27 protein-coding genes are annotated in these 19736 nt (G+C 63.5%); 1 reads left to right on the top strand and 26 read right to left on the bottom strand.

Going from position 1 to position 19736, the window contains the following annotated elements; translation table 11 throughout:
- Positions 1 to 112: 112 nt before the first annotated feature.
- From NX774_RS15725 to NX774_RS15710, 4 genes are all read right to left on the bottom strand, one after another.
- Positions 113 to 3238 carry an efflux RND transporter permease subunit gene (locus NX774_RS15725; RefSeq protein ID WP_258823175.1) on the bottom strand — a complete coding sequence of 1042 codons (3126 nt, stop codon included), beginning with the start codon at positions 3236 to 3238 and terminating at the stop codon, positions 113 to 115.
- A complete protein-coding gene (locus NX774_RS15720) occupies positions 3235 to 4437 on the bottom strand; it encodes an efflux RND transporter periplasmic adaptor subunit (protein ID WP_258823174.1) in 1203 nt (400 codons plus the stop codon). Before NX774_RS15720 ends, NX774_RS15725 begins: the two co-directional genes overlap by 4 nt.
- Before the next feature lie 119 nt (positions 4438 to 4556).
- Entirely contained in the window at positions 4557 to 5915 is a 1359-nt protein-coding gene (locus NX774_RS15715; protein WP_258823372.1) for an ATP-binding protein, read from the bottom strand.
- 2 nt (positions 5916 to 5917) lie between these two features.
- Positions 5918 to 6646 carry a response regulator gene (locus tag NX774_RS15710; protein ID WP_258823173.1) on the bottom strand — a complete coding sequence of 243 codons (729 nt, stop codon included), beginning with the start codon at positions 6644 to 6646 and terminating at the stop codon, positions 5918 to 5920.
- A 200-nt stretch (positions 6647 to 6846) separates the two neighbouring features.
- On the opposite strand from NX774_RS15710, the gene NX774_RS15705 reads away from it, so the two are divergent.
- Positions 6847 to 7365 carry a Spy/CpxP family protein refolding chaperone gene (locus NX774_RS15705; protein ID WP_258823172.1) on the top strand — a complete coding sequence of 173 codons (519 nt, stop codon included), beginning with the start codon at positions 6847 to 6849 and terminating at the stop codon, positions 7363 to 7365.
- Between the two features lie 63 nt (positions 7366 to 7428).
- Here NX774_RS15705 and NX774_RS15700 read toward each other — a convergent pair whose 3' ends face one another.
- From NX774_RS15700 to rpmC, 22 genes are all read right to left on the bottom strand, one after another.
- Positions 7429 to 7698, bottom strand: a complete 270-nt coding sequence (locus NX774_RS15700; protein ID WP_258823171.1) for a hypothetical protein — start codon at positions 7696 to 7698, stop codon at positions 7429 to 7431.
- Between the two features lie 9 nt (positions 7699 to 7707).
- A complete protein-coding gene (gene dsbD / locus NX774_RS15695) occupies positions 7708 to 9570 on the bottom strand; it encodes a protein-disulfide reductase DsbD (RefSeq protein WP_258823170.1) in 1863 nt (620 codons plus the stop codon).
- Positions 9571 to 9786: 216 nt separating this feature from the next.
- Entirely contained in the window at positions 9787 to 10182 is a 396-nt protein-coding gene (gene rplQ, locus NX774_RS15690) for a 50S ribosomal protein L17 (RefSeq protein ID WP_258823169.1), read from the bottom strand.
- Between the two features lie 209 nt (positions 10183 to 10391).
- On the bottom strand, positions 10392 to 11369 hold the full coding sequence (locus NX774_RS15685; RefSeq protein WP_258823168.1) for a DNA-directed RNA polymerase subunit alpha: 978 nt from the start codon (positions 11367 to 11369) through the stop codon (positions 10392 to 10394).
- Between the two features lie 190 nt (positions 11370 to 11559).
- Entirely contained in the window at positions 11560 to 12183 is a 624-nt protein-coding gene (gene rpsD / locus NX774_RS15680) for a 30S ribosomal protein S4 (RefSeq protein WP_258823167.1), read from the bottom strand.
- 252 nt (positions 12184 to 12435) lie between these two features.
- Positions 12436 to 12840 (bottom strand): 30S ribosomal protein S11, encoded by a 405-nt coding sequence (gene rpsK, locus NX774_RS15675; RefSeq protein WP_258811892.1) that lies wholly within the window; start codon positions 12838 to 12840, stop codon positions 12436 to 12438.
- Positions 12841 to 12854: 14 nt separating this feature from the next.
- Entirely contained in the window at positions 12855 to 13220 is a 366-nt protein-coding gene (gene rpsM / locus NX774_RS15670; RefSeq protein ID WP_258823166.1) for a 30S ribosomal protein S13, read from the bottom strand.
- Between the two features lie 17 nt (positions 13221 to 13237).
- Complete coding sequence (gene rpmJ / locus NX774_RS15665) at positions 13238 to 13351, bottom strand: 50S ribosomal protein L36 (protein WP_005663407.1); 114 nt, start codon at positions 13349 to 13351, stop codon at positions 13238 to 13240.
- A gap of 35 nt (positions 13352 to 13386) precedes the next feature.
- Positions 13387 to 13605 (bottom strand): translation initiation factor IF-1, encoded by a 219-nt coding sequence (gene infA, locus NX774_RS15660; protein ID WP_005663428.1) that lies wholly within the window; start codon positions 13603 to 13605, stop codon positions 13387 to 13389.
- 8 nt (positions 13606 to 13613) lie between these two features.
- On the bottom strand, positions 13614 to 14948 hold the full coding sequence (secY, locus tag NX774_RS15655; protein ID WP_258823165.1) for a preprotein translocase subunit SecY: 1335 nt from the start codon (positions 14946 to 14948) through the stop codon (positions 13614 to 13616).
- A gap of 31 nt (positions 14949 to 14979) precedes the next feature.
- Entirely contained in the window at positions 14980 to 15411 is a 432-nt protein-coding gene (gene rplO / locus NX774_RS15650) for a 50S ribosomal protein L15 (protein WP_258823164.1), read from the bottom strand.
- A gap of 23 nt (positions 15412 to 15434) precedes the next feature.
- Positions 15435 to 15614 (bottom strand): 50S ribosomal protein L30, encoded by a 180-nt coding sequence (rpmD, locus tag NX774_RS15645; RefSeq protein WP_258823163.1) that lies wholly within the window; start codon positions 15612 to 15614, stop codon positions 15435 to 15437.
- An 11-nt stretch (positions 15615 to 15625) separates the two neighbouring features.
- The gene (gene rpsE / locus NX774_RS15640) at positions 15626 to 16144 is read right to left on the bottom strand and encodes a 30S ribosomal protein S5 (RefSeq protein ID WP_258823162.1); all 519 of its coding nucleotides are present in this window, start codon (positions 16142 to 16144) and stop codon (positions 15626 to 15628) included.
- 12 nt (positions 16145 to 16156) lie between these two features.
- Positions 16157 to 16519 (bottom strand): 50S ribosomal protein L18, encoded by a 363-nt coding sequence (gene rplR, locus NX774_RS15635; RefSeq protein ID WP_135191940.1) that lies wholly within the window; start codon positions 16517 to 16519, stop codon positions 16157 to 16159.
- A gap of 12 nt (positions 16520 to 16531) precedes the next feature.
- Entirely contained in the window at positions 16532 to 17065 is a 534-nt protein-coding gene (gene rplF / locus NX774_RS15630) for a 50S ribosomal protein L6 (RefSeq protein WP_258823161.1), read from the bottom strand.
- A gap of 10 nt (positions 17066 to 17075) precedes the next feature.
- Positions 17076 to 17471: a 30S ribosomal protein S8 gene (gene rpsH, locus NX774_RS15625; RefSeq protein WP_258823160.1), complete on the bottom strand. Its 396-nt coding sequence runs from the start codon at positions 17469 to 17471 to the stop codon at positions 17076 to 17078.
- A 14-nt stretch (positions 17472 to 17485) separates the two neighbouring features.
- A complete protein-coding gene (gene rpsN, locus NX774_RS15620; RefSeq protein WP_258823159.1) occupies positions 17486 to 17791 on the bottom strand; it encodes a 30S ribosomal protein S14 in 306 nt (101 codons plus the stop codon).
- Between the two features lie 4 nt (positions 17792 to 17795).
- Complete coding sequence (rplE, locus tag NX774_RS15615; RefSeq protein ID WP_258823158.1) at positions 17796 to 18335, bottom strand: 50S ribosomal protein L5; 540 nt, start codon at positions 18333 to 18335, stop codon at positions 17796 to 17798.
- Positions 18336 to 18341: 6 nt separating this feature from the next.
- Positions 18342 to 18656, bottom strand: a complete 315-nt coding sequence (gene rplX, locus NX774_RS15610) for a 50S ribosomal protein L24 (protein WP_258823157.1) — start codon at positions 18654 to 18656, stop codon at positions 18342 to 18344.
- 10 nt (positions 18657 to 18666) lie between these two features.
- The gene (rplN, locus tag NX774_RS15605; protein WP_258823156.1) at positions 18667 to 19035 is read right to left on the bottom strand and encodes a 50S ribosomal protein L14; all 369 of its coding nucleotides are present in this window, start codon (positions 19033 to 19035) and stop codon (positions 18667 to 18669) included.
- A 235-nt stretch (positions 19036 to 19270) separates the two neighbouring features.
- Positions 19271 to 19543 (bottom strand): 30S ribosomal protein S17, encoded by a 273-nt coding sequence (gene rpsQ / locus NX774_RS15600; RefSeq protein WP_258823155.1) that lies wholly within the window; start codon positions 19541 to 19543, stop codon positions 19271 to 19273.
- Complete coding sequence (gene rpmC / locus NX774_RS15595; RefSeq protein ID WP_258823154.1) at positions 19540 to 19731, bottom strand: 50S ribosomal protein L29; 192 nt, start codon at positions 19729 to 19731, stop codon at positions 19540 to 19542. The genes rpsQ and rpmC overlap by 4 nt, the downstream gene beginning before the upstream one ends.
- Positions 19732 to 19736: the final 5 nt, after the last annotated feature.

The raw sequence follows: 19736 nt of genomic DNA, 5'->3' as shown, positions 1-19736 counted from the left end.
TGTGTTGCAGCGCAAAGCTTACCGGCAGTCGGTCTTGACCACTGTTACAGATTGTTTCGGTTTTGTGTCGGCGCGCCGCCCGTCGCGACAAGGACGGGCGGCAGGCACGGGCTCACGCGGCCGCGTGCAGGACCGGCTGCGGCTGCGGCGCCGGCTGTTCCAGTTTTGCCAGTTGCGCATCCGTCATCGGGCCGGACCCGCTGTAGCGGTCGAGGAACAGGTAGATCACCGGCGTGATGTACAGCGTGATCACCTGCGAGAAGATCAGGCCGCCGCACACGGCCAGGCCCAGCGGCTGGCGCAGCTCGGCGCCGGCGCCCAGGCCCAGCGCGATCGGCAGCGCGCCCATCAGCGCGGCCATGGTCGTCATCAGGATCGGCCTGAAGCGCAGCACGCAGGCCTCGCGGATCGCCGCGGCCGGCTTCATCCCTTGGTTACGCTGCGCGTCCAGCGCAAAGTCGATCATCATGATCGCGTTCTTCTTCACGATCCCGATCAGCATCAGGATGCCGATGATGGCGATCATCGTCAGGTCCAGCCCGAACAGGCGCAGGGTAAGCAGCGCGCCCACCGCGGCCGATGGCAGGCCGGCCAGGATCGTGATCGGGTGGATGAAGCTTTCGTACAGCACGCCCAGCAGCACGTAGATGACGCCGACGGCGGCCAGGATCAGGATCAGCTGGCTCGACTGCGAATCCTGGAACACCGCAGCGTCGCCGCCGTACTTGGTGATGATCGAGGCCGGCAGCTTCATGTCGCGGCCCATCTCTTCGATCGCTTTCGTCGCGTCGCCCAGCGGCACGTCCGGCGCCAGGTTGAACGACAGCGTGATCGCCTGCAGCTGGCCCTGGTGGTTGACCGCCAGCGGGCCGACGGTACGCTTGATCGTCGCCAGCGACGACAGCTGCACCAGCTGGCCGTTCTTCGAGCGCACCGAGATGCGCGCGATCGCGTCGTCGAACTGGCGGTCGGCGTCGGCCGCTTCCAGGATCACGTAGTAGCTGGCCGCGGTCGAGTAGATGGTCGAGACCTGGCGCTCGCCGAACGCGGCGTACAGCGCCGAGCGCACGTCGGACATCTGCACGCCCAGGAGGTTGGCCTTGTCGCGGTCGATGTCGAGCGAGGCCTGCAGGCCCTTGTTCTGGGCGTCGCTGGTCACGTCGCGGAAGATCGGGTTGTTGCGCATGCGCTCCATGAACTGGTTGGCCCAGCCGCTGATCTCGCCGCCGGACACGCTCTGCAGCGTGTACTGGTAGCGGCTCTTGGACGGGCGCCCGCCCAGCTGCAGGTTCTGCACCGGCGCCAGGTACACCGAGATGCCGGCCACCTTGCGTGTCTGCTTGCGCAGGCGGTCGAGCACCTGCGGCATCTTGTCGCGCTGGCTGCGCGGCTTCAGCACCAGGAACATGCGCCCGCCGTTGCCGCCGCCCGTGAACGAGGTCACGTCCTGCACCGCGGGGTCGGCCTGGATGATGGCCGCCACCTTCTCCTGCAGCGCCAGCAGGCCGCGCGACGAGATATCCTCGGCGGCCTCGGTGGTCACGCGGATCTGGCCAAGGTCTTCCTCGGGGAAGAAACCTTTCGGGATGGTCGTGTACAGCACCACCGTCAGCGCAAAGGTGCCCAGCGCCAGCAGCAGCACCACGTTGCGGTGTGCGAGCGCCACGTCGAGCGTGCGCGCGTAGCCGTCGCGCAGCTTGTTGAAGGCAGCCTCGAACCAGCGGCCGACCACGGACAGCTGCTGCTCCTCGTGCCCGCTGTGCGCCGGCAGCAGGCGCGAGGCCAGCATTGGCACCAGCGTGAGCGAGACCACGGCCGACACCAGGATCGACAGGCCGACGATCACGGCGAACTCGTGGAACATCAGGCCGATCACGCCCGGCATGAAGAAGATCGGGATGAACACCGCCACCAGCGAGATCGAGATCGAGATGATGGTAAAGCCCATCTCGCGCGAGCCTTCCAGCGCGGCCTTGAGCGGCTTCTTGCCCATCTCGATGTGGCGCACGATGTTCTCCAGCACCACGATCGCGTCGTCCACCACCAGGCCCACGGCCAGCGTAATGCCCAGCAGCGAGATGTTATCCAGGCTGTAGCCGAGCCAGAACAGCAGCGACAGCGCGCCCAGCAGCGAAATCGGCATCGTGATGGCCGGGATGAAGGTCGCGGCCACGCGGTGCAGGAACAGGAAGATCACCAGCACCACCAGCGCCACGGTCAGCGCCAGCGTCATGTTCACGTCGTGGATCGCCTCGCGGATCGAGACCGAGCGGTCGTTGACCAGGTTGATCTTGATCGACGACGGCAGCTGCGACTGGAAGCGCGGCAGGAGCTGGCGCACCGCATCGACCACCTGCACCGTATTGGCGTTGGGCTGGCGCTGCAGCAGCAACACGATCGAGCGCTCGCCGTTGTACATGCCGGCCGCTTTCACCGACTGGTAGCTGTCCTGCACGTCGGCCACGTCCTTCAGGCGCACCGGCTGGCCGTTGCGGGTGGCGATGATCAGGTCGGCGAAGTCGGCGGCGTGCTGCAGCTGGGCGTTGCCTTGGATGGTCAGGCTCTGCTCGGGGCCGTCGAGGATGCCCAGCGGCGTGTTCGAGTTGGCCGAGCGCAGGGCGGTGGCCAGCTCGTCCATCGTGATGTTCCGGGCATTCATCTCCTCGGTGCGGGCGCGCACGCGCACCGCGAACTTCTTGCCGCCGTTGACCGACACCTGCGCCACGCCGGGCAGCGTGGACAGGGCCGGCGCCACCAGGTTCTCGGCATAGTCGTCCAGCTCCGACAGGTTCATCGACGGCGAGGTCATCGTCATGAACAGCACCGGCGCATCGGCCGGGTTGACCTTGCGGTAGGACGGCACGTCCGTCATCTCCTGCGGCAGCTGGCGCTGCGCGCCGAGCAGCGCGGCCTGCACGTCCACCGCGGCGGCGTTGACGTCGATCGAGGTGTCGAACTCCAGCGTCAGCGAGGTATTCCCCTGGGTGCTGGTGGAGGTGATCATGTTGATGCCGGCGATCGTCGAAAACGCCTTCTCCAGCGGCAGCGCGACCGACGAGGCCATGGTCTCGGGGCTGGCGCCGGCGAGGTTGGCGTTGACGTTGATGACCGGCGTGTTATAGCTCGGCAGCGCCGCGACCGGGATGTGGGCGTAGGCCAGGATGCCGACCAGGATCAGGCTGATCGACAGCAGCACCACCATCACCGGGCGCCGGATGCACAGTTCGGACAGGTTCATGCCTGCTGGTCCTTCCCGCCCTTGCCGGCGGCCGGTTTGGCCGCGCGGCCCTTGCCGCCGCCGTCACCCTCGGCGCCGCCTGCCAGGCGCACCTTGCCGCCCGGGCGCAGGTTCTGCTTGCCTTCGGTGATGACCTTCTCGGTGCCGGCCAGGCCGGTGACCGCCGCACTCACGCCGAACGCGTACACGCGGCTCACCGGGACCATCTTCGCCGTGCTGTCCTGCTCGACCACGTACACGAACGTGCCCTTGGCGTTGGTGATGATCGCGTTTTGCGGCACCACGATCGCATCCTTCAGGGTGCGCACGGTCACGCGGGTGTTGACGTACTGGCCCGGCCAAAGCTGGGTGTCGGCGTTGCTGAACTCCGCCTTCACACGGATCGTGCCGGCAGTCGGGTCCACCATGTTGTCGATGAAGGACAGGTGGCCCTTGACCGGCTTGCCGTCGCTGCCGGCGCGCGCCTCGACCTCGACCTTGCCGTTCCTTTGCGCGTCCAGCAGCGCGCCCAGGCTCGATTCCGGCAGCGTGAACGCGACCGTGATCGGGTCGAGCTGGGTGACCGTGGTGAGCGACGTGGACAGCTGCACCAGGCTGCCCGGGAACACGTTGATGGCGCCCACGCGGCCGGCCATTGGCGCGCGGATCTCGGTGTAGCTGGCGCTCACGTGGCTGGCCTTGGCCGCGGCCATGTCGGCCTTGAGCAGCGCGCGCGCCGCGTCGACCTGGCTGTGTAGCGAATCGACCGCGCTCTGGGCGATGAACTTCTGCGCGAACAGTTCCTGGCTGCGCTTGTACTGGCGCTCGAGGTCGGCCAGCGATGCCTGGTCGCGCGCGACCTGGGCCTGCGCCTTGTCGACGTTGGCGCGGTCGGCGCGGTCGTCCAGCGAGAACATCAGCTGGCCGCCCTTGACGAACTGGCCTTCCTTGATGTGCACGGTGCGGATGGTGCTGGTGGTCTGCGGGTGCAGGTCCACGGTGCGCAGCGGCGTGACGGTGCCATTCGAGACCACCTCCACGCCCACGTCCTGGCGCCGTGCCGGGACCACGTTGACGGTCACCGGCGGCTGCACGCCCTTCGCCCCTTTGGGCGGGATGTCGCCCTGCGCATGCGCGCCCGAGCCCTGGTTGAAGTACCAACCGGTGAAGCCGACCACAAACGCGGCGCCGATGATGAGTCCGAGGTTTTTCTTTTTCATTCCTGTCCCTGGTCCGCCGCTGCCGGCGGATGCCTGCCTTGTCTCTCTCTGATGTTTCTGTCCAGTGCGGCCAACACCGGGGCCTGCCCGGCATTGTCACACACCGCTCTCTCTGTTGGTTATTTGCCGGGGTAGTACTCCGGCAGCATGAGGGTCGCCTCGAGCCCGCCGCCGGCGGCGTTGGCCAGCGCGATGCTGCCGCCGTGCTGTTCGGCGATGTTGCGGGCGATCGTCAGCCCAAGGCCGGTGCCGCCCGACTCGCGCGAGCGCGAGCCTTCGATGCGGTAGAACGGCTCGAACACGCGCGCCAGCTGGTCCGCATCGATGCCGGGACCGTTGTCGCGGATGCGGATGCGCGCCGCGCCCTTCACGCGGTCGACCGTGACGGTGGCCTGTTGGCCGTACTTGACCGCGTTGTCGATCAGGTTGACCAGGCAGCGGCGCAGGTCGAGCGGGCGGCCCAAGAGCGCCATGCCGGCCTGGCCGGACAGGGTGACGCGCTGGTTGGCGTCGACCGCGTCCGAGCACACCGAATCGAGCAGCGAATCGAGGTCGAGCATCTGCATGGTCTCGGTGGTGTCCATGCTGCGCGCGAGCACCAGGCCCTCGCGCACCATCTCCTGCATCGCCGACAGGTCGCCGATCAGGCGCTCCTGCAGCTCGGCGTCGCCGACCTTCTCCAGCCGCAGGCGCATGCGCGTGAGCGGCGTCTGCAGGTCGTGCGTGATCGCCGCCAGCATCTGGGTGCGCTGGAAGATGTACTGGCGAATGCGCGCCTGCATCGCGTTGAAGGCGGCGCTGGCCTGGCGGATCTCGCTGGCGCCGCTTAGCTCGAGCGGAGCGTGGTTGATGTCCTGGCCAAGGTCCTTGGCGGCCTGCGCCAGCTGCTTGAGCGGGCGCGTGGTCATGCGCGCGACGAGGTAGGCGAGAAAGCCGATCGACACCAGGAACAGGATGATGATCCAGCCGAACTCGGTGCGCGGCCCGGCCGGGGCGCGCGGCGGCAGCACGGCCAGGCGCAGCTGTTCGCCGTCGCGCAGGCGCACGTTGATGTTTTCGCAGGAGCCGTGCCACTCCAGGCTCAAGAGGCCATACAGCGCCGGCTGCTGGTGCGGCAGGTCGCACATGGGCGGGCGCGTCGTGGACGAGTCCACCTGGTAGCCCTTGCCCAGGCGCGAAGCGAGCGTGCTGGCAAATTCGGTGCGGTGCGGCGCGGCCGGCAGCGGCCCGCCCACGTCCAGCTTCAGGCCGGGCCGGTTGGCCACGGCGAGATAGGCGCGGCGCGCGGAGGCCGGCACGATCTCGGTGGCCATGATCAGCTGCTCGGACCGTTCGAGCTGGTTGTTGTAGCGCAGCTGCTCGAGCACGCGCTGGCGCTCGGCGTCGGCGGCGAGCTGGGTCAGCGCGGCCGAACTGAGCACGCCCAGCAGCAAGGTGGCGAACACCCGGCCCGTCATCGAGCCGAAGAACGCGCGCACCTTCACGCGGACGGCTCCACCGTCACCTGGCCGGCCAGCACGTAGCCGCCGTTACGCACCGTCTTGATAATCTGCGGCATGCGCGCGTCTTCGCCCAGCTTCTGCCGCAAGCGGCTGATCTGGATGTCGATCGAGCGGTCGAACGGGTCGGCGTCGCGGCCCTGGGTGAGGTTGAGCAATTGATCGCGGTTGAGCACGCGGTTGGGATGTTCGAGGAATACACGCAGCAGGCGGAACTCGGCGCCCGAGAGCATGATGACGACGCCTTGCGGGTTGACCAGGTGGCGCGCGGTCAGGTCGAGCGTCCAGCCGGAAAACTTCATTTGCTGCACGTTGTCGGCGGCGGCGTTGGGCGGCATCGCATGCGAGCGGCGCAACACGCTGCGGATGCGCGCCAGCAGTTCGCGCGGCTCGAACGGCTTGGGCAGGTAGTCGTCCGCGCCCATTTCCAGGCCAAGGATGCGGTCGAGCGGCTCGTTACGGGCGGTGAGCATGATGACCGGCAGGGTCGAGTGCGCGCGCAGCTTGCGGCACAGGGTCAGGCCGTCGTCGCCGGGCAGGTTCAGGTCGAGCACGATCAGGTCCGGGCGCGACTCGTCGAGGATCTTCCACATCGCGCCACCGTCGGCAGCGGCCAGGGCGCGGTAGCCGTTCGACTCCAGGTAGTCGGCCAGGAGCGTGCGGATGTCGCGGTCGTCGTCGACAATGAGGATGGTAGAGGGAGTGTCCATAGCCTCAATTATCCTTATTAAACAAGGGCCTGAACAGCGGGTTTGTATCGGCTTGTATATGCTGTGGCGGTCGAAACAAATTGATACAAAGTATGGGACACCGGAAATGCCCCGGATACAGCGTTCAGTAATCATAGGTTCCGTGCAGCGAGCTGTTGGATGCACACCCACCTGACTCTCATACTGAAAGAGGAAACACCATGAACAACGTACGCAAGAACGTCCTGATCGCGCTGGCGGCACTGACGCTGGGTGGCGCCGCATTCGCTGCCGAAGAGCAGGCGCAGGCGCCCAAGGGCCCGCACCAGCACCAGCAAATGAGCCCGGAACAGCGCCAGGCCAAGCGCGCCGAGTTCCAGGCCAAGATGGCCGAGCACCGCGCGCAGCGCCAGCAGCAGCTGCACGACGCGCTCAAGCTGTCGAGCGCGCAGGAGCAGGCCTGGAACACCTTCGTGGCTGCGATGAAGCCGGCCGAGCGGGCAGCGCATCCTGACCGCGCCGCGTTCGCCAACCTGTCGGCGCCGGAACGCATGCAGAAAATGATCGAGTTCTCGAAGCAGCGCACCGCGCGCATGGAGTCGCGCCAGGCGGCCCTGAACACCTTCTACTCAACCCTGAATCCGGAGCAGAAGAAGGTATTCGACGAGCAGACTCGCCGCGCCATGGGCGAGCACCACGGCATGCACGGCCAGCACCGGCCGGGCATGATGCGCGGCTGACCGGAAACGCCTGCGCGAACGAAAAAGGGACGCTGCGGCGTCCCTTTTTTCTGGCTAACTCGCCTATTTCGTGTGGGTGGCGATGAAATATGTCGCGCTCACCAGCACTGTTCCAAAGCCCGCGACAAACGTAAGAATTTTCCATGTCTGCGCGTTCATTTCGCGCAGTACTGTGCCGATTTCTCGATGCAGGTCTTCTCGGGTCACGTAGTTTGAGCGAATAACCGCCACATCTCGCTCAAGCACCGCGAGTCGTTGCTCAACCTTGTCCAGCCGCTCTTCCATGCGACCATCTTCTGGCTGACCATCGTTGGTGTCAAGCGAACGGCCCATATCGTCGTCTTAATTCAGTTTTTGCAGCGACCTCAGGAATTTGTTGGCGTCCTGGTAGCCGATGACGCGGCTGTCGGCGATTTCCTTGCCGTTGTGGTCGAACAGGATGATGCCCGGCGGGCCGAACAGGCCAAAGCGCTTGAGCAGTGCCTTATCGGCCTCGTCGTTGGCCGTCACGTCGGCCTGCAGCAGGATCGTGTTGGCCAGCTTTTCCTTCACACGCCCATCCGGGAAAGTCAGGCGCTCCATTTCCTTGCAGGACACGCACCAGTCCGCGTAAAAGTCCAGCATGACCGTCTTGCCGCCAGTGCTGGCGAGGATGGTGTCGAGCTGGTCGACGGACTTAACCCGTTGGAAGACCAGGCGCTGCACATGGCTGCCGCGCAACTCGGCGAGCGGGTCGAGGGCATCCCGCCCGCCGCTGGCCACGCCGACAACCTGCATCGCGCCCGGAACCGCGAATACCAGGCCCGCCGCAATGCTGGCCCAGTTGCCCTTGCGGCGCAGCAGCCAGGAACCGTAGCCGAGCAGCAGCGCGGCCCACAACAGCATTTGCACCACGGCCGGCAGCAAGGGCGTCACCATCCACAGCGCCATCGCAAGCATCAGCACGCCAAAGAAGATCTTGACCGACTCCATCCACATGCCGGCGCGCGGCAGCAGCGAACCGGCCGAGACGCCCACCAGGATGAGCGGAATACTCATGCCGATCGCCATCGAGAACAGCGCGGCGCCGCCGATCAGCACGTCGCGGGTCTGGCTGATGTACACCAGCGCACCGGCCAGCGGCGCGGCCACGCACGGGCCGACGATCAGCGCGGAGATGGCGCCCATCGCGAACACGCCGGCCAGCTTGCCGGACTTCTGGCGGCCGGAAGCGCCCGCCAGCCGGGTCTGCAGCGCGGCAGGCATCTGCAGCTCGTAAAAGCCGAACATGGACATCGCCATCGCGACCATCAGCAGCGCAAAGCCACCCAGCACCCACGGGTTCTGCAGCGCGGCCGACAGGCCTTCGCCGACCAGGCCGGCCGCCACGCCCAGCAGCGTGTACACGATCGCCATGCCCAGCGAATACGACAGCGACAGGACGAAGCCGCGCGCCTTGCGCATTTGGCCGCCCTCGCCCACGATGATCGACGACAGGATCGGCACCATCGGCAGCACGCAGGGCGTGAACGCCAGGCCCAGGCCAAGCAGGATGAAGGCCGGGATAATGGCGAGCATGCGCCCGCCCTGCAGGATCGACGAGATGCCCGACAGCTCGGACTGCGCCGGCGCGGCGGCTGGCGCGGCTGGCTGTGCGAGCGCTGCGGAAGGCGCGGGCGTGCTTGCCTGGGGCGCGGCCGAGACGGGCGCTGCGCCGCCGGCGCTGTCATTGGCGCTACCGGGCGCGGTCGGAGTGGTCTGCAGCGCAGCCCCGCCTGAACCGCCGCCGTCCACCAGTTGTGCACTCGCCTCCTGCGGCGGATAGCACAGCCCCTTGTCGGCGCAGCCCTGGCCCGTGACGGTCAGGGTGAACGGACCATTACCCTCGACCGGGATGCGGATCGTCACGCCCTGGTGGTAGGTCTCGACATCCTTGCCGAAGTTCTCGTCGAAGTGGACCTTGCCCGCCGGGATCTGCGGCGCACCCAGCGTGGCCCCTTGCGCCTTGAAGCTGAAGCGCTCGCGGTACATGTAGTAGCCATCCGCGATAACGTAGCTGACCACCGCCGTCTTCGGGCCGTCCATGTGGGCCGAGAACTTGAAGGCCACCTGCGGATCGAGGAAGTCGTCGTCAGCGCGGGCGCCTGCGGCGAGCATCAGCCCGGCAAGCAGCAGGAACACGCCGGCAAGCCAGCGGAAGGCGGAATTGGACATCGATCGAGACATGGCTTCCTGGGAGGTTGTACTGCCTAATAGAATCTTACACCGGTGGCGGCAAGCCGGGTTAGGGTCGCCCAAAGCCTGACTGTAGAGCATTAACATTAAGCGAGCATGAGGACCAGGCCGTCGGGACGCACACAAAGGCCTGCTTTTTTGACAGCAAATGCTCGGCACGAAAAAAAACCAGGCGCAAAGGCCTGGTTTCTTTAGAGCGTTGAGCAATTACTCAGCGGTCGGTGCTTCTTCGGCAGTGGTGACTTCCGGACGATCGACCAGCTCGACGAAGGCCATCGGAGCGTTGTCGCCGACGCGGAAACCCATCTTCAGGATGCGCAGGTAGCCGCCGTTGCGGGTCGCGTAGCGCGGGCCCAGTTCGGCGAACAGCTTTTGCACCATTTCGCGGTCGCGCAGGCGCGAGAATGCCAGGCGCTTGTTGGCCAGGGTGTCGGTCTTGCCCAGGGTCAGGATCGGCTCGACAACGCGGCGCAGTTCCTTGGCTTTCGGCAGCGTGGTCTTGATGGCTTCATGACGCAGCAGCGAGACGGTCATGTTGCGCAGCATGGCCAGACGGTGGGACGAGGTACGGTTCAGCTTACGGAGGCCGTGACGGTGACGCATGGTACTTCCTTTCGAGTGTTTACAATCCAGTTCTTCGATCGATTTTATGCAAGACGCATAAGCTCGCGGACCGGTTTTATGGGTTGAAGCTGCCCGCGCACCATGCGCGGGCAGTTACTGCTTTTACTTCTCCAAAAAGGATCTGGCTCTGCCAGTCCTTTTTGGCTGTACCCACCCGAAAGTAGGGTTGTACTTTCGGGTGAACGGTCTTACTTTTCCAAACCAGCCGGCGGCCAGTTCTCGAGCTTCATGCCAAGGGTCAGGCCGCGCGAAGCGAGCACTTCCTTGATCTCGTTGAGCGACTTGCGGCCCAGGTTCGGGGTCTTGAGCAGCTCGTTTTCCGAACGCTGGATCAGGTCGCCGATGTAGTAGATGTTCTCGGCCTTCAGGCAGTTGGCCGAACGTACCGTCAGTTCCAGGTCGTCGACCGGACGCAGCAGGATCGGATCGACCAGCGGAGCGCGCGACGGGGCTTCCGCAGCCGCTTCGGTGCCTTCCAGGGCGGCGAACACGTTCAGCTGGTCCACCAGCACGCGGGCCGACTGGCGGATCGCCTCTTCCGGGGTGATGACGCCGTTGGTCTCGATGTTGATGATCAGCTTGTCCAGGTCGGTACGCTGCTCGACGCGGGCCGATTCCACGGCGTACGACACACGGCGCACCGGCGAGAACGAGGCGTCCAGGATGATGCGGCCGATGGTCTTGTTGGTGTCTTCCGACAGGCGGCGCACGTTGCCCGGCACATAGCCGCGGCCCTTCTCGACCTTGATCTGCATGTCGAGCTTGCCACCGGCGGTCAGGTGGGCGATCACGTGGTCCGGGTTGATCAGTTCCACATCATGCGGCAGGTCGATGTCCGATGCCAGCACCGGGCCTTCGCCTTCCTTCTTCAGGCTCAGGGTGACGGAGTCGCGGTTGTGCACCTTGAACACCACGCCCTTCAGGTTCAGCAGCAGGTCAACGACGTCTTCCTGCACGCCGTCGAGCGACGAATACTCGTGCACGACGCCGGCGATCGTCACTTCGGTCGGCGCGTAGCCGATCATCGACGACAGCAGCACGCGGCGCAGCGCGTTGCCCAGCGTGTGGCCATAACCACGTTCGAACGGCTCCATCACGACTTTGGCGTGGCCGGGGCCGATGGCTTCTACATCGATGATACGTGGCTTCAACAAACTATTTTGCATGAAATGTCCTTTTCAATACCCTCGGCTCGTTACACCGATAAGGCTGATGGCATTAAGTGATAAAGCCTGCCACAGGGGCAGGCATGACTACCGCCGTCGTTCCCGCGGAGGCGGGAACCCATGCTGAGCCGGCTTAGCCAGCTGTCTATGGGTCCCCGCCTGCGCGGGGACGACGTGTTACTGCTAGCTATTAACGCGAGTACAGTTCGACGATCAGGGCTTCGTTGACGTCGGCAGCGATTTCGTTACGCTCCGGGAACGACTTGAAGGTGCCTTCCATCTTCTTGGCATCGACCGAGACCCAGCTCGGGAAGCCAACCTGCTCGGCCAGCGACAGCGCCTCGACGATACGGGTTTGCTTCTTGGCCTTTTCGCGCACAGCGACCACGTCGCCAGCCTTGACCGAGTACGAAGCGATGTTCACGACGTTGCCGTTCACGGTGAAGGCCTTGTGGCTGACCAGCTGGCGCGCTTCGGCGCGGGTCGAGCCAAAGCCCATGCGGTAGGCGACGTTGTCCAGGCGAGCTTCCAGCAGCTTGAGCAGGGTCTCACCGGTGTTGCCCTTGCGGCGGGCGGCTTCTGCGAAGTAGCGGCGGAACTGGCGCTCGAGCACGCCGTAGATGCGCTTGACTTTCTGCTTTTCGCGCAGCTGGTTGCCGTAGTCCGAGGTACGGGCGCCCGACTTGACGCCGTGCTGGCCCGGCTTGACGTCCAGTTTGCACTTGGAGTCGAGCGAGCGGCGTGCGCTCTTCAGGAACAGGTCGGTGCCTTCACGGCGTGCCAGCTTTGCTTTTGGTCCGATATAACGTGCCACGTTAGATACCTTTATAAATTAAAAATCACGCCCCAGAGATGGCCGAGCCATAACAGGCGCTAGTCCAGTTCTTCGATGAGACCGGACGTGGCTGAAAATACCACCCGCGGTTGGCCCGCAGGCGACAATAGCCGGGCAGTATAACCCATTTTGCAGGGCACTGCACCGGCGATCTCTCACAATTAAGACGGTTTCGCTGTGAAACCGTGATGCATCGCAGGCGATGCGCGGCGCACGGGCGCCGGCAACGACTTAGATGCGGCGACGCTTCGGCGGACGGCAGCCGTTGTGCGGCACCGGGGTCACGTCCTGGATCTCGGTGATCTTGATGCCGAGGTTGTTCAGTGCGCGCACAGCCGACTCGCGGCCCGGGCCCGGGCCCTTGATACGCACTTCCAGGTTCTTCACGCCCTGCTCCTGGGCCACCTTGCCGGCAGCTTCAGCAGCGACCTGCGCGGCGAACGGGGTCGATTTGCGCGAGCCCTTGAAGCCTGCGCCACCCGAGGTCGCCCACGACAGGGCGTTGCCCTGGCGGTCGGTGATGGTGATGATGGTGTTGTTGAACGAAGCGTGGACGTGGGCGATGCCCTCAGCCACGTTTTTCTTCACTTTCTTGCGTACGCGAGCTGCTGCTGCGCTGCTTTGTTGCTTGGCCATGTCAGGTTCCTAGATTATTTCTTGAGAGCTTGTGCTGCCTTGCGCGGGCCCTTGCGGGTACGAGCATTGGTACGGGTACGCTGACCACGAACCGGCAGGCCCTTGCGGTGACGCATGCCACGGTAGCAGCCCAGGTCCATCAGGCGCTTGATGTTCATGGACAGTTCGCGGCGCAGGTCGCCTTCCACGACAAACTTCGCGATTTCGTCACGCAGCTTCTCGAGTTCGTTGTCGTCCAGGTCCTTGACCTTCTTGTCGGTCGCGACGCCAGCGGCAGCGCAGATCTTCTGCGAACGCGGACGGCCGATGCCGTAGATCTCGGTCAGGCCGATGACGGCGTGCTTATGGTTGGGGATGTTGACCCCTGCAATACGTGCCATTCGTTATTTCCTCGAAATTAACCTTGACGCTGCTTGTGACGCGGCTCCACGCAGATGACGCGGACCACACCCTTGCGCTTGATGATCTTGCAGTTGCGGCAGATGCGCTTAACTGAAGCGTTAACTTTCATTTTGCACTCTCTTTCGGTTCGATTACTTGATTGTTTTACTTGGTGCGGAACACGATGCGGGCCCGCGACAAATCGTACGGCGTCAACTCCACCGTCACCTTGTCGCCCGGGAGGATGCGGATGTAGTTCATCCGCATTTTACCCGAGATATGTCCCAGCACCACGTGGCCGTTTTCCAGCTTCACGCGAAATGTCGCGTTCGGGAGATTCTCCAGAATCTCCCCCTGCATTTGGATGACGTCGTCTTTTGCCATTCGCTCTATCACCGGGTCGGAAGACCACCCTTGAAGTTTGCCTTGCGCAGCAGCGATTCATATTGCTGCGACATCACATAGTTCTGAACCTGGGCCATGAAGTCCATCGTCACCACCACGATAATCAGCAGCGACGTGCCGCCAAAGTAGAAAGGCACTTTCCACTGGCTTTGCAGGAACTGCGGCACCAGGCACACCAGGGTGATGTACACCGCACCCGCTAGGGTCAGGCGCATCAGGATCTTGTCGATGTAGCGCGCGGTCTGCTCGCCCGGACGGATGCCCGGCACGAACGCCCCGCTCTTCTTCAGGTTGTCCGCGGTTTCCCGGCTGTTGAACACCAGGGCGGTATAGAAGAAGCAGAAAAACACGATCGCCACCACATACAGCAGCATGTTGATCGGCTCGCCAGGGCTCAGCGACGCAGCCAGGTCCTTCAGGAACCCGATCACCGGGTTCGTGGTGTCCTTGCCGCGGGTGAACCAGTCGACGATCGTCGCCGGGAACAGGATGATCGACGAGGCAAAGATCGGCGGAATCACGCCGGCCATGTTCAGCTTCAGGGGCAGGTGGCTGGTTTGGCCACCGTACACCTTGTTGCCGACCTGGCGCTTGGCGTAGTTCACGAGGATCTTGCGCTGGCCACGCTCGACAAACACCACCGCGTAGGTCACCACGGCCACCAGGGCCACGATGAAGATTGCGGCGATCGAGCTGATCGAACCGTTCGACACCAGGGTAAACAGGCTACCCAGGGCGCTCGGCAAACCTGCCGCGATACCGGCGAAGATGATGATCGAAATGCCGTTTCCAAGGCCACGCTCGGTGATTTGCTCGCCCAGCCACATCAGGAACATCGTGCCCGTGAGCAGGGTCACGACGGTGACGAAGCGGAAGCCGAAGCCGGGGTCGAGCACCAGGCCCTGCTGGGCCTCGAGCGCGACCGCGATGCCGAACGCCTGGAACAGCGCCAGTGCCACCGTGAAGTAACGGGTGTACTGGGTGATCTTCCGGCGTCCTGCCTCGCCTTCCTTCTTCAGCGCTTCCATCTGCGGCGAGACGATCGACACCAGCTGCATGATGATCGAAGCCGAAATGTAAGGCGTGATGCCAAGAGCGAACACGGCAAAGCGCGACATGGCGCCGCCCGAGAACATGTTGAACATGCCAAGGAGGCCGCCTTCGTTCTGCTTGAACAGAGCGGCAAGCCTTGCCGGGTCAATCCCGGGGACCGGGATGTGAGCTCCGATGCGGTACACGACCAACGCGCCAAGCAAGAACCACAGCCGGTTCCAGGGGAAGCCGGCTGCGGCGCTTTTACCAAGTTGTGTATTAGTCGCCAATTTGTGCTCCGATCAGGCTGGTTAGTCGCAATTACGCGACCGAACCGCCCGCTGCCTCGATCGCCGCTTTCGCGCCGGCGGTCACTTTCAGGCCCTTGAGGTTCACCGCACGGGTGATCTCGCCGGACTGGATGACGCGCACGTCACGTGCCAGGGTCGACAGGATGCCAGCTTGCTTGAGCACCAGGATGTCGACGTCGCCGACGGCCAGGGTGTTCAGGTCGGACAGGCGCACTTCGGCCTTGAAGGTGGCGTTGAGCGACTTGAAGCCACGCTTGGGCAGACGACGCTGCAGCGGCATCTGGCCGCCTTCGAAGCCGACCTTGTGGAAGCCGCCCGAACGCGACTTCTGGCCCTTGTGGCCGCGGCCGGCGGTCTTGCCCAGGCCCGAGCCGATGCCACGGCCGACGCGGCGCTTGGCGTGCTTCGCGCCTTCTGCCGGTTGAATGGTATTCAGTTCCATTGATTTCTCCTTATGCGCGCGGCTTAGTCGATTACCTTGACCAGGTAGGCGACCTTGTTGATCATGCCGCGCACGGCCGGGGTGTCCTGCAGCTCGGAAACCGAGTTCACGCGACGCAGGCCCAGGCCACGCACGGTAGCGCGGTGGTCCTGGCGGGTGCCGATCAGGCCCTTGACCAGTTTAACTTTGACGGTGTTTGCCATGATGGTTCCTCTTAGCCCAGGATCTCTTCGACCGACTTGCCACGCTTGGCGGCGATGTCGGCCGGGGTGCTCATCTTCGACAGGCCGTCGAGGGTTGCGCGCACCAGGTTGTACGGGTTGCTCGAACCGGTCGACTTGGCGACCACGTCGGTCACGCCCATCACTTCAAAGATCGCGCGCATTGCACCGCCCGCGATCACGCCGGTACCCGGCTTGGCCGGCGACATCATCACGCGCGAGGCGCCGTGGCGGCCTTCGACACTGTGCTGCAGGGTGCCGTTCTTCAGGGGCACCTTGATCAGGTTGCGGCGGGCTTCTTCCATTGCCTTCTGCACGCCGACCGGAACTTCCTTCGACTTGCCCTTGCCCATGCCGATGCGGCCATCGCCGTCACCGACAACGGTCAGCGCTGCAAAACCCATGATGCGACCGCCCTTGACCACTTTGGTCACACGGTTGATCGCGATCATTTTTTCGCGCATGCCATCATCCGGCTTGTCGCTTGCCATTTTCGCTTGCATTTTTGCCATGACGATTCTTCCTTAGAACTTCAGACCGGCTTCACGGGCGGCTTCCGCCAGCGCCTTGACACGGCCGTGATAACGGAAACCGGAGCGGTCGAACGCTACCTCGGTGATTCCAGCTTTCAGTGCTTTCTCTGCGACGCGCTTGCCAACCAGGGCAGCGGCAGCGGCGTTGCCGCCCTTGCCGGTCTGGCCAGCCAGCTCGGCACGCACTTCGGCTTCCAGCGTCGAGGCCGACACCAGCACCTTGGCTTCCGGGCTGATCAGGTTCGCATAGATGTGCAGGTTGGTGCGGTGCACCTGCAGGCGGTTCACGCCCAGCTGCGCAATCTTGATGCGGGTTTGGCGTCCACGACGCAGACGCGATTCTTTCTTGTCCATCGTCAGCTCCGATTATTTCTTCTTGGTTTCTTTCAGCTTCACCACTTCGTCCGCATAGCGGACACCCTTGCCCTTGTAAGGCTCAGGCGAGCGGTAAGCGCGCACTTCAGCGGCGACCTGGCCCACCTTCTGGCGGTCGATACCCTTGATCACGATCTCGGTCGGGGTCGGGGTAGCGGCGGTCACGCCTTCCGGCATCGCATGCAGCACCGGGTGCGAGAAGCCCAGCGACAGGTTCAGGGCGTTGCCCTGCACGGCTGCCTTGTAGCCCACGCCGACCAGGGTCAGCTTCTTCTCGAAGCCCTTGGTCACGCCGGTCACCATGTTGCTGACCAGGGCACGCAGGGTGCCGCTCATCGCGTTCGATTCACGCGACTCGTCGACCACGTCGAAGGTCAGCGTGCCGTTGTTGTTTTCCACCTTGACCAGGCCGTTCAGCGGCTGGGTCAGCGAGCCCAGCGGGCCCTTGACCGTGATCGCGCTGGCGCTGATCGCTACGTCCGTACCGGCCGGCACGGCGATTGGCATCTTAGCTACTCGAGACATCGTCTACTCCTTAAGCCACGTAGCAAATCACTTCGCCACCGACGCCGGTAGCACGTGCTTTGCGGTCGGTCATCACGCCACGCGGGGTCGAGACGATTGCCACGCCCAGGCCGTTCATGACCGAGGGGATCTCATCCTTGCCCTTGTAGATGCGCAGGCCAGGACGCGACACGCGCTCGAGGCGCTCGATGACCGGACGGCCAACGTAATATTTCAAACCGATTTTCAGTTCCGACTTGCCACCTTCGGTGGACACGGCGAAATCTTCAATGTAACCCTCGTCTTTCAGGACGTTGGCAATCGCAACTTTCAGCTTCGACGACGGCATCGACACGGCGGTCTTCTGCACGCCTTGTGCGTTGCGGATACGGGTCAGCATATCGGCGATAGGATCGCTCATACTCATTGCTTGTTCTCCTATTACCAGCTAGCTTTGGTCATGCCCGGGATCTCGCCACGCATAGCGAATTCACGGAGTTTGGTACGGGCCAGACCGAATTTACGGAAAGTGCCACGGGGACGGCCGGTCAGCGCGCAACGGTTGCGCTGGCGGGTCGGGTTGGCGTTGCGCGGCAGCGCCTGCAGCTTCAGGCGGGCTTCGTAACGCTCTTCGTCCGACTTGGTCTGGTCGTCGATGATCGCTTTCAGAGCGGCACGCTTCGCGGCGAATTTCTCCACCAGGTCTGCACGCTTCTGTTCGCGGTTAATCAGTGCAAGTTTTGCCATGTTCTTAGTTCCGGAACGGGAATTTGAATGCGGCGAGCAGCGCTTTGGCTTCTTCGTCGGTCTTAGCGGTCGTGGTGATCGAGATGTTCAGGCCACGCAGCGCATCGATTTTGTCGTAATCGATTTCCGGGAAGATGATCTGCTCTTTGACGCCGATGTTGTAGTTGCCGCGGCCATCGAACGAACGGCCGTTGACACCACGGAAGTCACGCACGCGCGGCAGGGCCACGGTGATGAAGCGGTCCAGGAACTCGTACATACGGGCGCCGCGCAGGGTCACCATCGTACCGATCGGGTAGCCTTCACGGATCTTGAAGCCGGCGATTGCCTTGCGTGCCTTGGTCACGACCGGTTTCTGGCCAGCGATCTTGGTCAGGTCGCCGGTGGCGTGCTCGATGACCTTCTTGTCGGCCACCGCTTCGCCCAGACCCATGTTCAGGGTGATCTTGGTCAGGCGCGGCACTTCCATGATCGACTTGTAACCGAATTTCTCGGTCAGTTCGCCGACGACTTTGTCTTTATACAGTTGTTGGAGACGGGCCATTGTTTATTACCCTTTCACTACTTCGCCGTTCGACTTGAAGACGCGGACTTTCTTGCCGTCCACCATCTTGAAGCCCACGCGGTCTGCCTTGCCGGTCGCAGCGTTGAACAGAGCAACGTTCGACACGTGAATCGGCATGGTCTTATCGACGATACCACCAGTAACACCGGTCATCGGGTTCGGCTTGACGGCCTTCTTGGCCACGTTCACGCCTTCGACGATGACGTGCTCGGCGTCCACGCGCTGCTGCACGACACCGCGCTTGCCCTTGTCCTTGCCGGCCAGGACGACGACTTCGTCGTTTTTACGAATCTTATCCATTGCGATCCCCTTACAGAACTTCCGGTGCCAGGGACACGATCTTCATGAACTTCTCGGTACGCAGTTCGCGCGTGACCGGTCCAAAGATACGGGTACCGATCGGCTCCAGCTTGTTGTTCAGCAGGACAGCGGCGTTGCCGTCGAACTTGACCAGGGAGCCGTCCTGGCGGCGCACGCCCTTGGCGGTACGCACAACCACGGCGTTGTAAATTTCACCTTTTTTCACACGGCCGCGCGGCTGGGCCACCTTCACGGTGACCTTGATCACGTCGCCAATGCTCGCGTAACGGCGCTTGGAGCCGCCCAACACCTTGATGCACAGAACTTCTTTCGCACCGGTGTTGTCGGCCACTTCGAGCCGGCTTTCAGTTTGAATCATAGTATTTTCTTTCCCAACTTAAGCCGAAGAAACCCCACGACAGCGTCATGGGCCTGCGGTCAGTCTTGGTCCCGCCGTCCGCCCTCATTGCAAGCGCGTCCGTTTGGGTGATTGGACTTTCCAATAACTTCGTTGCAGGCCGCGGCGATCGCGGGGACCACTGCGGCAACACATGAACGAAGCCCGCTAGTATGTCACATACCAGCGGGCCCCGCAAGACTAATTTTTGGGCGGCTTAGATAACCTGTGCTACCTGCACAACACGGGTCACGCTCCACGCCTTCGTCTTCGAGATCGGGCGACCTTCCGAGATCTCGACCGTGTCGCCGGTCTTGGCCTGGTTGGTCTCGTCGTGCGCGTGGTACTTGTTCGAGCGCACGATGATCTTGCCGTACAGCGGGTGCTTGACGTGACGCTCAACCAGTACGGTCACCGTCTTGTCCATCTTGTCGGACACGACCTTGCCGACCAGCGTGCGCTTCAGCGCCGTTTTAGTGGTGTCGTTCATTTGGCTTCCTTCTGGTTCATCACAGTCTTCACACGCGCGATGTCGCGGCGGACTTTCTTGAGCTGCGCGGTGTTGGTCAGCTGCTGCGTCGCGATCTGCATGCGCAGGCCGAACTGGGCCTTGAGCAGGTCGCTCAGTTCTTTCTGCAGCTCGTCTGCGCCTTTGCCGCGGAGTTCACTAGCTTTCATATTCA

This window comes from Massilia agilis (assembly GCF_024756255.1).
GTDB lineage: Bacteria > Pseudomonadota > Gammaproteobacteria > Burkholderiales > Burkholderiaceae_D > Telluria > Telluria agilis.
Note: the sequence above shows the minus strand (reverse complement) of the source record. Positions and strands in the feature narration are given on the sequence as shown.